Origin of the sequence: Roseicyclus sp. (genome assembly GCF_018402035.1) — a bacterium.
Lineage (GTDB): Bacteria > Pseudomonadota > Alphaproteobacteria > Rhodobacterales > Rhodobacteraceae > Roseicyclus.
Genome location: NZ_JAGYJN010000003.1, coordinates 202488 through 217193, shown reverse-complemented (window position 1 = coordinate 217193; position 14706 = coordinate 202488). Strand labels below are relative to the sequence as shown.

At 62.7% G+C, this 14706-nt stretch carries 11 protein-coding genes; 9 read left to right on the top strand and 2 right to left on the bottom strand.

Annotated features, from left to right (window positions below):
* Positions 1-47 precede the first annotated feature (47 nt).
* Positions 48-503: a hypothetical protein gene (locus KG698_RS07080; protein ID WP_213684859.1), complete on the top strand. Its 456-nt coding sequence runs from the start codon at positions 48-50 to the stop codon at positions 501-503.
* 3 nt (positions 504-506) lie between these two features.
* On the opposite strand, the gene smc is transcribed toward KG698_RS07080, so the two are convergent.
* A complete protein-coding gene (smc, locus tag KG698_RS07075) occupies positions 507-3962 on the bottom strand; it encodes a chromosome segregation protein SMC (protein ID WP_213684858.1) in 3456 nt (1151 codons plus the stop codon).
* A gap of 351 nt (positions 3963-4313) precedes the next feature.
* On the opposite strand from smc, the gene rsfS reads away from it, so the two are divergent.
* Positions 4314-4658: a ribosome silencing factor gene (rsfS, locus tag KG698_RS07070; RefSeq protein WP_213684857.1), complete on the top strand. Its 345-nt coding sequence runs from the start codon at positions 4314-4316 to the stop codon at positions 4656-4658.
* A gap of 12 nt (positions 4659-4670) precedes the next feature.
* Positions 4671-5141 (top strand): 23S rRNA (pseudouridine(1915)-N(3))-methyltransferase RlmH, encoded by a 471-nt coding sequence (gene rlmH, locus KG698_RS07065; RefSeq protein ID WP_213684856.1) that lies wholly within the window; start codon positions 4671-4673, stop codon positions 5139-5141.
* A 4-nt stretch (positions 5142-5145) separates the two neighbouring features.
* Here the strand turns inward: rlmH and KG698_RS07060 are convergent, their stop codons facing one another.
* Positions 5146-5913 carry an ABC transporter permease gene (locus KG698_RS07060; protein ID WP_213684855.1) on the bottom strand — a complete coding sequence of 256 codons (768 nt, stop codon included), beginning with the start codon at positions 5911-5913 and terminating at the stop codon, positions 5146-5148.
* A gap of 171 nt (positions 5914-6084) precedes the next feature.
* Between KG698_RS07060 and KG698_RS07055 the strand changes: the two genes are divergently transcribed.
* The 6 genes from KG698_RS07055 (at position 6085) to KG698_RS07030 (ending at position 14706) form a co-directional block, all read left to right on the top strand.
* The gene (locus KG698_RS07055) at positions 6085-7335 is read left to right on the top strand and encodes a sugar transporter (protein WP_213684854.1); all 1251 of its coding nucleotides are present in this window, start codon (positions 6085-6087) and stop codon (positions 7333-7335) included.
* Between the two features lie 12 nt (positions 7336-7347).
* Complete coding sequence (locus KG698_RS07050; RefSeq protein ID WP_213684853.1) at positions 7348-8001, top strand: ABC transporter ATP-binding protein; 654 nt, start codon at positions 7348-7350, stop codon at positions 7999-8001.
* 139 nt (positions 8002-8140) lie between these two features.
* Positions 8141-10639, top strand: coding sequence for a calcium-binding protein (locus KG698_RS07045; protein WP_213684852.1), 2499 nt, complete (start codon positions 8141-8143; stop codon positions 10637-10639).
* A 61-nt stretch (positions 10640-10700) separates the two neighbouring features.
* Positions 10701-12224 (top strand): 2,3-bisphosphoglycerate-independent phosphoglycerate mutase, encoded by a 1524-nt coding sequence (gpmI, locus tag KG698_RS07040; protein ID WP_213685008.1) that lies wholly within the window; start codon positions 10701-10703, stop codon positions 12222-12224.
* Complete coding sequence (locus KG698_RS07035; RefSeq protein WP_213684851.1) at positions 12221-13354, top strand: peptidoglycan DD-metalloendopeptidase family protein; 1134 nt, start codon at positions 12221-12223, stop codon at positions 13352-13354. The genes gpmI and KG698_RS07035 overlap by 4 nt, the downstream gene beginning before the upstream one ends.
* Positions 13355-13371: 17 nt before the next feature.
* The gene (locus KG698_RS07030; protein WP_213684850.1) at positions 13372-14706 is read left to right on the top strand and encodes a S41 family peptidase; all 1335 of its coding nucleotides are present in this window, start codon (positions 13372-13374) and stop codon (positions 14704-14706) included.

The window sequence follows — 14706 nt, the reverse complement described above, 5'->3', positions numbered from 1 at the left end:
TGGCCTGCGCGAGATCGTGATCGCCGATTTTGACGCCTTTCTGGTCCATGGTCTGTTTCTTTACATCCCTCGCCCTCGACCAGCGCCATTCCACGGCGGTACGATCCGCGGCGATCCGGGCCATGCTGGATCAGGCGCTGGGTCTCAACCTGGCCCGCAGCCTTGCGCGGCTGTCCAAAGCCCCCGTGATCATTAGCCCAGACCCGCTTTATGCCGATCTAGATGCACCTCTATATGCGCAGAGGGCGCTTCCACCGACCCGGCCCGTCGCTTATGCCGATGTCTGCGCCGCGGTCCAGAACATGGCAGGGCTGGGCGGTATCCGCTTTCTGCCCCAGCCTTCCGAAACCATCGGCACGCGTCTGGATACCTTGCCAGACTACTGCACCGGCAGCCGCCGTATCCTGAACGACGAGGTGCATCGCGAAGCAGACCGTCGGCATATGAACGGCAGCTATGGCGCGCTAGTCCTGCGCGATGCGCTGGCGGTGCTGGCCGCCTGAGCGTCACGCCACCATCTGCTCGGCCTTTTTCAGATCGACCGAGACCAGTTGCGACACGCCTTGTTCGACCATGGTCACACCAAACAGACGGTCCATGCGCGCCATTGTCACCGCGTGGTGCGTGATGACCAAGAACCGCGTCGCGGTCTGGCGCGTCATCTCGTCGAGTAGGTCGCAAAAACGGGTGACATTGGCATCGTCAAGCGGCGCGTCCACCTCGTCGAGCACACAGATGGGCGCGGGGTTGGCGAGGAAAACCGCAAAGATCAACGCCATGGCGGTCAGCGTCTGCTCGCCCCCTGACAAAAGCGACAAGGTCGACAGCTTTTTGCCCGGTGGTTGGCACAAGATCTCGAGCCCCGCCTCAAGCGGATCGTCGCTTTCCACCAGCACCAGCCGCGCCTCGCCACCCCCGAAAAGATGCGTAAAGAGCTTGGCGAAACTCACATTCACCTCGTCAAAGGCCTTGAGCAGGCGCTCGCGCCCTTCGCGGTTCAGGCTGGAAATGCCGGTCCGCAGCTTGGCGATGGCTTGTTCCAGATCACTCTTTTCGGCGGCGAGCGTGTCGTGTTCGACCTGCACCTCACGCGCGTCTTCTTCGGCGCGCAGGTTGACCGCACCCAAAGCGTCACGCTGACGGCGCAGCCGTTGCACCTCGGCCTCGATATGATCGGAGGGCGGCAAGGGATCAGGCAAATCGCCCAAAGACTCGCGCAGTACCTCGGGCGTGGTTTCCATTTCCTCGGCGATGCGCTGGGCCGCGCTGTCGACGGTTTCGCGGGTGGCATCGCGGCGGGCCTCGGCGGCGGCGCGACCTTCGCGGGCCTCGGATGCGGCACGCTCGGCGTCGCGCTCGGCGGCAATGGCATGGTGCAGGGCGCTTTCGGCGGTCGAAAGCGCATCGCTTGCGGCGGCTTTGCGCGCCTCTGCAGTGGTGATCTTGTCGGCCAGACCGGCGCGGGCGGCGGCCAATTCATCGGGCTTGGCGCGGGCGGCTGTTAGCTTTGCCTCGGTCTCGACCTTGCGCGCCTCAAGCTCGGCCAAGCGACCGGCGGCACTATCAAGGCGCTTGCGCCAACCGCCGATCTCTTCACCGATCTTGGCTGTCCGCGCGCTGCGGCGCTCACCCTCGCGCTTGACCTCGTCATGTGCGGTGCGCCGCGCCAACATGGTCATGCGCGCGGCCTCGACCGTGGTGCGGATATCATCAAGCCGCGACTTTGCGGCGTCGAGATCTTCCAATTCGGCCTTGGCACCCTCGGCGCGGGCAAGCTCGGTCTGGGCGGCATGGGCCTCATCGGCATGACGCAATGCCGCCGATTGCAAGGTTTCCAGCTTACCTTCCAGCACGCTGCGCTCGGCCTCGGCTTTGCTCAGCATGCGCGAGCTATCTGCCAGCCGCGTATCGGCATCGCGGCGGGCCGCACGCGCGGCACGGTCGGCTTCGGTCAATGCGCTCAGTCGCGCGGCGAGCATCTCATGGGCGGCGCGGGTACCAGCGGCCTTGGCGGCAGCCTCCAGCGCTTCGGCGCGCAATTCGGTGAGGCGATTGACCTGCTCCAACCTGCGCGCAGCCGATGACACGGCATCGGCGGCCGCAACAGCATACCCATCCCAGCGCCACAGATCGCCCTCGCGGCTGACAAGGCGTTGGCCGGGCTGCAACAAGGTCTGCAAGCGCGGGCCATCGGCGCGGTCAATGATCCCGATATGCGACAGACGTCGCGCCAAAAGGGCCGGGGCTTGCACCACTGCCGCGATGGGCCGCGCAGCGCCGGGTAAGGGCGCGGGGGTGGCATAAGCGTCAAGCGCACTCCAGCCAGAGCCACCGGCAACCTTGGTTTCCCCGGCCTTCAGATCATCCGACAGAGCGGCACCGAGTGCAGCTTCATAGCCTTTCTCAACCGTGATCCGGTCAAGGATTTGATCGCCCTGCCCCCGCTCGCGCTCCAGCAGACGGTTCAGCGCCGTGACTTCAGCCTCCAGCGTTCCAGCGCGGCCTTCGGCATCGGCACGGGCAGCGCGGGCTTCGGCCTCGGCGGTTTGGGCATCGCTGCGGGCGATCTCGGTCTCGGTCAGGGTTTCTTCGGCGCGCGCCGCGAGATCGCGGGCGGCGGCCAACGCCTCATCGGCCGTGGCGACATCGCGCGCAACGGCGGCCAAACGCAGCTCGGCCTCTTCGGCTTGACGCGCGGCGGTATCGGCCTCGGTCGCGTGACGGGCGCGGGCCTTTTGCGCATCGCTGATCCGGCGGTCGGCCGATTGGTGGCGGGCTGAAAGGCGGGCAGCCTCTTCGGTGGCCTCGGCCAAATCCTGTTCGCGGGTGCGCAACACCGCCGCTCCCTCTTCGGCGGCGGCAAGCGCTGTGGCAAGGCGATCATCATGCCCTGCACCCTCGGCTGCCAGCGTCGCGCGCTCATCTTCCAGCCGGGCGATGGTCTCACCGGCATCGGCATTGAGCGCACCCTCGCGAGCGATGTCATGTGTCAGCTGGTCAAGCCGCCCTTCCAGCATGCTGACCGCTTCGCGCGCGCGGGCAATCTCACCATCCAGACCGTCACGCTCAAGCGACAAGCGCTGCAAAATCGCGCCTGCGATAGCCTCTTCCTCGCGCAGGGGCGGGAGGGCCGCTTCGGCGGCTTCGCGCGCATTGCCCGCTTGCAGCGCGCCACCCTCGGCCCGACCAGCGGCGGCCAGTGCCTCGCGCAGCACCGCCTCGGCGCGCAAAACGGCCTGCTGCGCATCGCCCCAGCGCAGCCACAGCAACAGCCCCTCGGCCTGACGCAGCTCAGCGCCGATCTCGCGGTAGCGGCTTGCTTGGCGCGCTTGGCGGGCAAGCGTGGCAAGCTGGGCGGCAAGCTGTTCCAGCACATCATCGACACGCGTCAGATTGCCCTCGGCCCCTTTCAGCTTCAGCTCGGCCTCATGGCGGCGCTGATAGAGGCCGGAAATCCCGGCGGCCTCTTCCAGCACACGGCGGCGCGCCTTGGGGCGGGCATTGATCAGCTCGGCGATCTGGCCTTGGCGGACCAATGCGGGTGAATGCGCGCCGGTCGAGGCATCGGCAAAAAGCATCTGCACATCGCGCGCACGCACATCCTTGCCGTTGAGCTTATAGGCCGATCCCGCATCGCGGGTGATGCGCCTTGTGATGTCGAGCGTGTCTTCATCATTGAACCCCGCAGGGGCCAAGCGCTCGGTATTGTCGAGTTGCAACACCACTTCGGCAAAATTGCGCGCGCCGCGCGTCGCGGCACCGGCGAAGATCACATCCTCCATCCCGTCGCCACGCATCGCGGTTGGCCGGTTTTCACCCATGACCCAGCGCAGTGCCTCGAGCAGGTTGGATTTACCGCAGCCATTGGGGCCGACCACACCCGTCAACCCGTCCTGAATGATCAGGTCGGTGGGGTCGACGAAGCTTTTGAAGCCATTGAGGCGTAGCCGGGTGAAACGCATGGCGCGGCCCCTTTCGGGAAAAACGATTCTGAACCGAAAGCTTCCGGCCCAGCGCCGCGTGAGTCAAGCGTTGGGCCACCGCATATAGCAATCAATGGCGGGTTATCCCCAATATATATCCAAATACGCAAGGAATATTGGGCGCGCGCCCTGCAACCGCCATATTCGGCGCAATCTTACCCATGCTGTTTCATCCCACCCGGGTCATTGAGATTGAGCCGATCTGATGCTACCTTAGCCACAACCCGGCGTCGGGGAGATCAGGCGCGCAGATTGGAGGATCGGGTCCTGACCGGACACACCACCGCAGTGGCACAGGCCACATCCCACCGGACCGCAGCAGCGGTCCAGATGAACGCCCCGACCAGCGAGGAACTGCTGGCCAGCGTTCTTGCATCACTCGATGACGATAAAGCTGAAGAGGTCGTGCAGATCGAACTGCGCGGCAAATCCTCGATTGCCGATTACATGGTGGTCGCCTCTGGGCGGTCCTCGCGGCAGGTCGCGGCGATCTCGGACAATTTGGTCGAACGGCTGAAAGTCAGCTATGGGATGAATTGCAAGGTCGAGGGCAAAGGCGCCGGCGATTGGGTTTTGATCGATGCGGGCGATATCATCGTCCATATCTTCCGCCCCGAGGTGCGTGAGTTCTACCAGCTTGAGAAAATGTGGATGCCTGCGGGCGGCACAGCCTAGCGATAGGCCATCATGCGGGTGCATCTATGCGCGGTCGGGCGCCTGCGGGCTGGGCCCGAACAGGCGCTGATTGACGATTACCTGACACGGTTCGACCGGACCGGTCGCATGCTTGGCCTGACATCGGGCGGCGTGACCGAGGTCGAGGATCGCAAGGGCGGCGGCATGCAGGCCGAAGCTGAGCTGCTGCGCCGGGCCATCCCGCGCAGTGCCACGCTTTGGGTGATGGATGAGCGCGGGGTGCAAATGACCTCGCCGCAATTTGCCGATCAATTGGGCGCACTGCGCGATGCGGGTCAGGGCGATCTGGCGATCTGTATCGGTGGTGCCGATGGGTTAGCCCCCGATTTCCGGGCCGAGGCGGCGATGGCGATCTCGTTCGGTGCGATGGTATGGCCACATATGCTGGTGCGGGTCATGTTGGCCGAACAGCTTTACCGCGCGGCCTCGATCCTGTCGGGCGGGCCTTATCACCGGGCATGACCAGCTAGCGGTTCAAGATGTCTTGATAAAAGCGGCGCAACAGCAATAGCCCGAAAAACAACGAGACGAGCGACCACAACAAAACCACCGGGACCGAGATATAATCAGGCGCATAGGTCGGATAGACGCCGGTGCGCGCGATTCCGGTGAAGTGGATCCAAGGCGTGTACCACAAGATCTCTTGCACAAAGGGCGGCATGTTTTCGTAAAGAAAAATGACCCCCGCAACAAGGAACAAGGGGCGGGTCAAGATCCCCCAGATACTTCCCCATGCGGGGAACAGCCCGATCAAAAAGCAATTCAGCGTCCCCAAGCCAAGGCCCAGAAAGGCCGCAAGCAGCACCGACAAGATGATCGGCCCAAAGCTAAGCGTCGCGGTGGCTTGGGTGAACTGCAAAATCCCCACGAACACGATGATAAAGATCACCACGCCGGTCAGCAGGTTCAAGATGAACCGCGCGATGATCGCATCCAGCCAAGACACGGCCGGATACATGAGCAAAGGCTTTGAAAAGCTGATCGCGGACTGCACGCTGCCCATGATCGTGGCCGAGATGATAAAGGGCAAATAGCCCGAGGCGTAAAACAAGATAAACGAATTGCCCAAGGGCGGTGCGCGCAAAAGGATGGCGAAAACCACCGACATCACGACCAGCGCGCCCACAGGTTCGAGCACGGCCCAAACATAGCCGCCCGGCGTGCGACCGTAGCGCGTCGACATCTCGCGCAAGATCAACGCCATGATCGCGCGCAATGCAGGGAAAGAGCGCATCTTTGTGACCGTCCGACTTGCGGGAAGCGGCGGCAGATATGGCGCGGGGTTCTTCAGTGCGACGCTCCAACAGGCTGGCAAAGGCTGCGCAGACTATGTATGAGCGAAAGAGTGAATTCAAACTATTGATGCAGGGCGGCGCATTTGGCCAATACCGCGGGACCACAAGCCATGCCAGCGCAGCCCGGGGCGCAGGCGCAAGCGGCCAACGCGCCGCCCAAGGCAAAGCCCCCGGCACCACCGGGTGCTGCAAAGCCACCTGCCGCTGACAAGAAGGAACAGACCTTCAAACCAGCGGCACGCCAAGCGCGGATGCGGCGGCGCCATTACGGGCTTGTCTTGTCGTTTCTGATCATGGTCGCCGCGCCGTTTTTCGTGACGAGCTATTACCTCTACACCTATGCGCAGGATCAATACGCCGCGCGGGCGGGCTTTACCGTGCGCAGCGACGAAGGCAGCGCCGCGACCGATATCTTGGGCGGTATCGCGCAGTTTTCAGGGGCGAGCACACAGGTCGATGGCGATATCTTGTTTGAGTTCATCACCAGCGCCGAACTGGTCGGGCGGCTGAACCAGCGGGTCGATCTTCTGGCCCATTATGCAGCCCCACATGACACCGACCCGATTTTTGCACTATCGCCCGATGCCGCCTTCGAAGATCTCGTCTCCCATTGGCAAGAGGTGGTCCGCGTCTCTTATGGGCAAAGCAACGGCCTGATCGATCTCGAAGTGCTCGCCTTCGATGCGGTAACAGCCCACACCATCGCGATGGCAATCGTGGAAGAAAGCCAATCGCTGATCAATGAATTGAACGCGCAAGCACGCGCCGATGCGATGCGCTTTGCCGAAACCGATCTAGAGGCGGCGATCACGCGGCTCCGCCTTGCGCGCGAGGCGCTGACCCAGTTTCGTACCGAAACCCAGATCGTCGATCCCGAAAGCGACCTTCAGGGGCGCACAGGCGTTCTCAACAACCTGCAACAACAATTGGCCGAGGCCCTGATCGATTTCGATCTGTTGTCGGAGAACACGACAAATGACAATGATCCTCGGCTGATACAGGCCCAGCGCCGGATCGAGGTGATCCGCGACCGCATCGACCAAGAGCGCCAGAATTTCGCCAGCGGCGATGCTGGGCGCGACGGTCAGGACTATCCGACATTGATCGCCCGCTACGAGGGGCTGATCGTGGATCGCGAATTCGCCGAAGGCAGCTATCGCGCCGCGCTGACGGCACTTGATGCGGCCCGCACCAATGCCGCGCGCCAAAGCCGCTATCTTGCGGTCTATATCCGCCCAACCATTCCCGAAAGCGCGGAATTCCCCCGGCGCGACGTCATCGCGGGCATGGCGCTTTTGTTCCTGACACTGGGATGGGCCACCGCCGCGCTGATCTATTACAGCATCCGCGACCGGCAGTAACGGGGCGGCGCGATGATCCGCTTCGAGAATCTGACCAAGAGTTTCGAGGTCAATGGGCGGCGCAAGATCGTCATCGACAACCTGTCTTTCACACTGGAAACTGGCCGATCCTTGGCGCTTTTGGGGCGCAATGGCGCGGGCAAATCGACGCTCATGTCGATCATCGCGGGCAACATGCGCCCAGATCACGGGCGGGTCATCAGCGACGGCACCATGTCATGGCCCATCGGACAGGCGGGCGCTGTTCACCCGCAAATGACCGGCGCGCAAAACGTGCGCTTTATCGCGCGGGTTTACGGGATCGAAACGGCGGAATTGATCGATTTCGTGCAGGATTTCGCCCAGATCGGCGAACATTTCCACATGCCGGTGCGCACCTATTCCGCAGGCATGCGTGCAAGGCTGACCTTTGGCCTATCGCTCGGGATCAAGTTCGACACCTACCTGATCGACGAGGTCACAGGCGCGGGCGACGCGGCCTTTCGCCTGCGCAGCATGGCGCTTTTCCATGAACGGATGCGCACATCAGACGCAATCATGGTAAACCACAACCTGTCCGAGCTTAAAGAATTCTGCGACGCCGCCTTGATCTTGGAAAAGGGAAAACTGGCCTTTTTCGAAGATCTTGACGAGGCAATCGAGCTGCACAAGCGCAACCTCACCTAAAGATTGCACGCCTTGGTTGCATAGAGCGTTAGCGTGATCGCTCAAATCCATCCAGATTTTCGCAGCATAACCATAATCCATTCCTGACTACGCCCCGCGCCGCAGTGAGCTTGGGCCCGTTCACGTTTCGGGGGCATCGATGCCGCGATTGACCGTTGGGGGTCAGGTTCAGACAGGGCAAAGCATCCTTGATCACGGGATCACGGATCTCTTGGTGCATATGACCAATGCGGGTCCGGTGCTTTATTCCACATCGGGGCCAAGCGGCGGGGTCGCGGCCTTTGCGATGGGGGCAAATGGCGCGCTCAGTCTGCATGATTTCACCCATTTCGACCCCGCACTGGCCACATCGGTGATGGATCGGCTGACGATCCTCGACACGGTCAACGGGTCACGCTTGGTTGTCGCGGGCGATCCCGATGCGGGGCTGACGGCGCTCTCGCTTGACGCAACGGGGCGCATCGGCGGCCCCAGCACGCTTGGCGGGCTCGTCGGTGTCGAGACCCGTGTGCTCGACATTGATCAGATGGGGGGCAACACGCTCTATCTGGCCAATCCCGGCGCTGGGTCAATCCAAGCCTATCACATCAATGCGACCAGCGCGGGCGGGTCACTCACCCGCCAGTTCACCATTGCAGACACACCTGCGACCTATGGCGATTCGGTCTTTGCCTTGGCTGCGGTGCCAGTAGCAGGGGCCAGCTACCTGATCGGGGCGAGTGTCACAGAACAAGGGGTAACAGCCTATCGTGTCACCCCAACCGGATTGGCCGCGACGGGAAATCTGGGCGTGGCCGAGGGGATCGGCCTCATGACGCCGACCGCGCTTGCCACGGCCACGCTGGCAGGGCGCAGCTTCGTTTTGGTCGGATCGGCACCGGGCGACGGTATGGGGCGCTCGGGTGCGATCACGGTCATGCAATTGCGCAGTGACGGCAGCCTTGGCGCAACCGACCATGTGATTGACACCAAAGCGACGCGCTTTGGCATGTTGCAAAGCCTCGAGGTGATCACGGCGGGCGGCTTCACCTATGTGCTTGCAGGTGGCGGTGACGAGGGCATCACCTTGTTTCTGCTTTTGCCCAATGGTCGGCTGCACCTGATGGATGTGCTGGTTGATACCGCCCATATCGGGCTTGAGAATGTCACGGCCATCACGACGAGACAGGCAGGCAACAGGGTCGATATCTTCGTCGCCTCACAGATCAGCGGGGGCGTGACCACCCTTGCCTTCGACACCTCGGGCAATAGGCAAATGCTGATGGCAACTTCGGCGGGCGGCGATCTGATCGGTGGGGCGGGGAACGATATCTTGATTGGCGGGTCAGGCAATGATCGCATCTTCGGCGGCCATGGCGCAGACATCATCGAGGATGGTGCAGGCAGCGACACGCTGACAGGCGGGGAAGGTGCCGACCGCTTCATCCTTCGCGCCGACGGTGCAAGCGACACGATCACCGACTTCGAACCGGGGCGTGATCAGCTTGACCTGTCAGGCTGGCCCTTTCTTTATGATGCGTCCCAACTGACGATCCAACCGACCGCCACCGGGGCCGTGGTCACATGGCGCAACGAAGTTTTGATCATCCAGACAGCGCTCGGCATGCCCTTGAGCGCCGCCCAAGTGATCGCCGCCGTGATCACCGCCCCCGACCGCAGCCCAATCCAATTTGCACCTGCCGAAGATCCCACCGGCCCAACCGAAGGGCCGGATAACCTGACCGGCACGGAAGGTCATGACACGATCAACGGGCTTGGCGGCAATGACACGCTTGCGGGGGGCGGGGGTAATGACGGGCTTTTTGGCCAGGCGCATAATGACCTGCTTTTTGGCGGGGGCGGCAATGACACGCTTGATGGTGGCACGCACAACGACACACTCCACGGCGATGAGGGCAATGACCGGCTGATCGGCGCGGGCGGGTTTGACCACCTCTTTGGCGGTCACGGCAATGATCTCCTCTTCGGGGGGGATGGAAACGACCTGCTCAATGGCGGGGACGGCAATGACCGGCTTTGGGCGGGCACGGGCCATGATACCTTGTTCGGCGATGCAGGCGATGACAGGCTTATGGGTCAGGCGCACAACGACCTGCTTTTTGGCGGGGGCGGCAATGACACGCTTGATGGTGGCATGCACAACGACACGCTGCACGGTGATGAGGGCAATGACCGGCTGACCGGCGCGAGCGGGTTTGACCACCTCTTTGGCGGACATGGCGATGACCACCTCTTTGGGGGGGATGGTAACGACCGGCTCGATGGTGGCGAGGGTGATGACAGCCTTGATGGCGGCACGCGGCATGACCAACTTTTTGGCGGCCTCGGCAATGACACGCTGAATGGCGGCGCGGGCAGCGACCGGCTTTTCGGCGGGGCGGGATCGGATGTGTTCATCTTTGCCAACGGCCATGGCCGCGATACGATCAGCGACTTCGACGCAAGTGACAGCTTCGAGAAGATCGACCTCTCCGCCATAACCGGGCTTTCCAGCATCGCCGATTACGACGCGCTGTTCGGCACGGGCGCGGTCACAAGCACAGGCGGCGGCGTCATGATCAACACGGGCGGCGGCAATTCAATCCTGCTTGCGGGCGTCAATATCGCCCTTCTCGACAATACAGACTTCATCTTTTGAGGATCGCTTGCGCCTTGGGCTGACGCTGCCTAGAACCACGGGCAAGGAGGCCGCTATGCCGATTGATCGCCCATACAAACCCGTGGTGCTGTGTATCCTCGATGGTTGGGGTATTGGCCCAAGCGCAGAGGGCAACGCCCCCTTGCTGGCCAGCACGCCCCATTTCGACAGGCTGATGGCCGATTGCCCGCATGCGCGGCTGATCACCCATGGCCGCGCGGTGGGTCTACCCGAGGGTCAGATGGGAAATTCCGAAGTGGGCCATACCACCATCGGGGCGGGCCGCGTGGTGCCGATGGATCTGGTGCGCATCGACGAGGCGGTCGAGACGGGTCGCCTTGCATCCGAAGCCGCGCTGACCGACTTCATCGCGGCGTTGCGTCAAAGCGGTGGGGCTGCGCATCTGTTCGGTCTTGCATCGACCGGCGGGGTGCATTCGCAGCATCGCCATATGATGGCCGCCGCCGCCGTGATCGCGGCAGCCGGGGTCAGGGTGCATATCCACGCCATCACCGATGGGCGCGATGTCGCGCCGCGCTCGGCCTTGGACTATCTGGATGAAATGACCGCCGCGCTACCTGATGGGGCGGGTTTTGGGACGATCATCGGGCGCTATTTCGCGATGGACCGCGACAATCGTTGGGACAGGGTCGCGCGCGCGCAGTCCGCGATGATGCAGGCCAAGGGCAGCTTTACCGCCGAAACCCCGGAACAAGCGGTGCAGATGGCCTATGACCGGGGCGAGAGTGATGAATTCATCCAGCCCACGATCTTGGGCGATTTCGCGGGCATGCGCGATGGCGATGGCATCTTTTGCCTGAATTTCCGCGCCGACCGCGCGCGCGAGATCCTCTCGGCGCTGGCCGATCCCGATTTCGATGCTTTCGACACCGGCCCGCGGCCGAAACTGGCCGCTGCTTTGGGCATGGTCGATTACTCGGCCGCGCATGATCGCTACATGACGGCGGTTTATCCCAAGCAAGAGATCCGCAATACGCTGGCTGAATGGGTGGCGGCCCATGGCCTGCGCCAGTTCCATATCGCCGAGACCGAGAAATACCCCCATGTCACCTTTTTCCTGAACGGTGGCAAGGAAAGCCCCGTTCCCGGCGAGGATCGCTACATGGCGCAATCGCCCAAGGTGGCGACCTATGATCTGCAACCCGAGATGTCGGCACCCGAAGTGACCGATCACCTCGTCGCGGCGATCGGGGCGGGGTATGATCTGATTGTGGTGAATTTCGCCAATCCCGACATGGTGGGCCATACCGGCGATCTGGATGCTGCGATGGCCGCATGTGCTGCGGTTGATGCGGGCCTCGGCCGGGCGCTTGCCGCTGTGGAACAGGCGGGCGGCGCGATGATCGTGACCGCCGATCACGGCAATTGCGAAACCATGATCGACCCGGTGACAGGCGGGCCGCATACCGCCCATACAACCAATCTTGTGCCGGTTATCTTGTTCGGTGGCCCCGCAGATGCGCGGTTGACCGATGGAAGCCTTGCCGATCTGGCCCCCAGCCTATTGGCGCTGATGGGGCTTGCCCAACCACCCGAGATGACAGGGACATCATTGATCGTATGAGCTTGCGTGCCATCACCTTGGCCTTTGTGTTGTTGGCCAGCCCTGTTCGGGCAGAAGTCGATGCCGGCCAAACCGCCGCGCAGGCGGCAGAGATGCTGGAACAAGCGGGCTTTGCGCTGCTCGAGGCGCAAGGGGCGCGCGACCGGGTCGAGGCGCTGACCCAAACCGTGCGCGCCTATGAAGAGGGGCTTTTGGCGCTGCGCGAAGGGATGAGGCAGGCGGCACTGCGCGAACGCACGATCTTGATGGCCTTTGAGGCCGAACGCGACCGGCTGTCGCGCCTGCTTGGGGTGCTGCAAAGCATCGAGGCCGCGCCTGCACCGGTGGTGCTGATGCATCCCGAAGGGCCGCTTGGCACGGCGCGTGTGGGCATGATCTTGTCCGAGGTCACACCGGCCGTCGCAACCCAAGCCCGTGCGCTGCGCGCCCAACTCGAAGAATTGGCGGCCTTGCGCGCTGTCCAAGACACGGCTTTGGGTGATCTGAGCGATGCGCTGGAACGCACACAAGACGCGCGCACCCAGCTTAGCCAAGCCATCGCCGAACGCCGCATGCTGCCCGAGAATTTCCTGAGCGACGATATCGCCATGAACCAGCTGATCGACAGTGTCGATTCGCTCGACACCCTCGCGGCCTTGCTGGCGCAATCACCACCGCCTGCTTCCCCTGACTTGCCCGATTTCACCACCGCGCGCGGCGCCTTACCCCTGCCGGTGCTTGGCACCCAGCTTCGCGCCTTTGGTGAGGCGGACGCCGCAGGTGTCGCGCGCCCCGGTCTGGTCTATGCCACACGCGCAGGTGCCTTGGTCACGGCGCCATGGCCTGCTTCGGTCCGCTATGCCGGGCCGCTTTTGGATTACGGAAATGTCATTATCCTTGAACCCGAAGCGGGCTATTTGCTGATCTTGGCCGGTCTTGATACCGTTTATGTGAATACCGGGGCGTTCATCCCGGCGGTCGGTCCTTTGGGCCTGATGCCCGGTGGCGCACAGAGCGACACCAAAGATTTGATCGTTGCTACGGTGCAAGGGAGTGGCGCTGCCCTCTCGGAAACGCTTTATATGGAATTGCGCGAAAACGGTGTGCCCGTCGATCCGGCGGAATGGTTCATCGGCACAGGTCGCGACTGAGACGAAGGATGGATGTCATGAATAAGCTGATCATCGCTGCTGTGTGCGGCATCGCGGGCGGTGTGGTGCTAAGCTCACAGGTCGCAGGGCCGCTGATCGCGCAAGAAGATCGCGCCAATGCCTCGGTCTATGAACAGCTTGACCTGTTCGGCGATATCTTTGAACGCATCCGCGCCAATTACGTCGAAGAGGTGGATGAGGCCGCACTGATCGAGGCGGCGATCAACGGCATGCTCACCTCGCTCGATCCGCATTCAGGGTATCTGCCGCCCAATGACTTCAGCGATATGCAGGTGCAGACGCGCGGCGAATTCGGCGGGCTTGGCATCGAGGTCACGCAAGAAGACGGTTTCGTGCGCGTCATCACGCCCATGGATGATACCCCAGCCATGGAAGCGGGCGTCGAGGCGGGCGATTTTATCACCCATGTCAATGGCGAGGCGCTGTTGGGCCTGACGCTAGAGCAAGCCGTCGATATGATGCGCGGCCCCGTCGGCTCGGAGATCACCATCACCGTGGTGCGCGAAGGCCGCGATCAGCCCTTTGACATCACCATCGTGCGTGACCGTATCCGTCTGACCGCCGTGCGCACGCGGCTCGAAGGCAACACCGCCATCGTGCGCATCTCGACCTTTAACGATCAGACCTATCCGAACCTCGAAGAGGGTCTGCGCGGCTTGATCAGCGATGTGGGCGGGCTTGAGAATTTGAACGGCGTCGTGCTTGACCTGCGCAACAACCCCGGCGGCTTGCTCAGCCAAGCGATCCGCGTCTCGGACGCGTTCCTTGAGCAAGGCGAGATCGTCTCGACCCGTGGACGCCGCCCCGAAGATGGCGAGCGCTATAATGCAACGCCGGGCGATCTGATCACCGATTTGCCGATGGTCGTGTTGATCAATGGCGGTTCTGCCTCGGCCTCCGAGATTGTGGCGGGCGCGCTGCAAGATCACCGCCGCGCCGTGGTCGTGGGCACCAACAGCTTTGGCAAGGGATCGGTGCAGTCGATCATGCCGCTTGCGGGCAATGGCGCGATGCGGCTGACGACCTCGCTTTACTACACGCCATCGGGCCGCTCGATCCAAGCCTTGGGCATCGCGCCCGATATCTTGGTCGATCAACGCCCCGCCGTGGAAACCACCGAGGATGAGGAAGAAGCGCAAAATAGCCGCAATGAGGCAAGCCTGCGCGGCGCGATTGAAAACGCTACCCTGTCCGAGGATGAACTGCGCCAACTCGAAGAGGAACAGGCCATCGCCGAGGCAACAGCCCGTCTGCGCAACGAGGATTACCAGCTGGCCTATGCCATCGACATCCTGACCGGCCTCAATGCGCTTGGGCCACGGGGCAACTGA

Bases quoted from the DNA above. Each gene is read 5' to 3' on its own strand.
- KG698_RS07080 (WP_213684859.1), top strand. From the start codon at position 48: ATGGTCTGTTTCTTTACATCCCTCGCCCTCGACCAGCGCCATTCCACG.
- smc (WP_213684858.1), bottom strand. From the start codon at position 3,962: ATGCGTTTCACCCGGCTACGCCTCAATGGCTTCAAAAGCTTCGTCGAC.
- rsfS (WP_213684857.1), top strand. From the start codon at position 4,314: ATGAACGCCCCGACCAGCGAGGAACTGCTGGCCAGCGTTCTTGCATCA.
- rlmH (WP_213684856.1), top strand. From the start codon at position 4,671: ATGCGGGTGCATCTATGCGCGGTCGGGCGCCTGCGGGCTGGGCCCGAA.
- KG698_RS07060 (WP_213684855.1), bottom strand. From the start codon at position 5,913: ATGCGCTCTTTCCCTGCATTGCGCGCGATCATGGCGTTGATCTTGCGC.
- KG698_RS07055 (WP_213684854.1), top strand. From the start codon at position 6,085: ATGCCAGCGCAGCCCGGGGCGCAGGCGCAAGCGGCCAACGCGCCGCCC.
- KG698_RS07050 (WP_213684853.1), top strand. From the start codon at position 7,348: ATGATCCGCTTCGAGAATCTGACCAAGAGTTTCGAGGTCAATGGGCGG.
- KG698_RS07045 (WP_213684852.1), top strand. From the start codon at position 8,141: ATGCCGCGATTGACCGTTGGGGGTCAGGTTCAGACAGGGCAAAGCATC.
- KG698_RS07035 (WP_213684851.1), top strand. From the start codon at position 12,221: ATGAGCTTGCGTGCCATCACCTTGGCCTTTGTGTTGTTGGCCAGCCCT.
- KG698_RS07030 (WP_213684850.1), top strand. From the start codon at position 13,372: ATGAATAAGCTGATCATCGCTGCTGTGTGCGGCATCGCGGGCGGTGTG.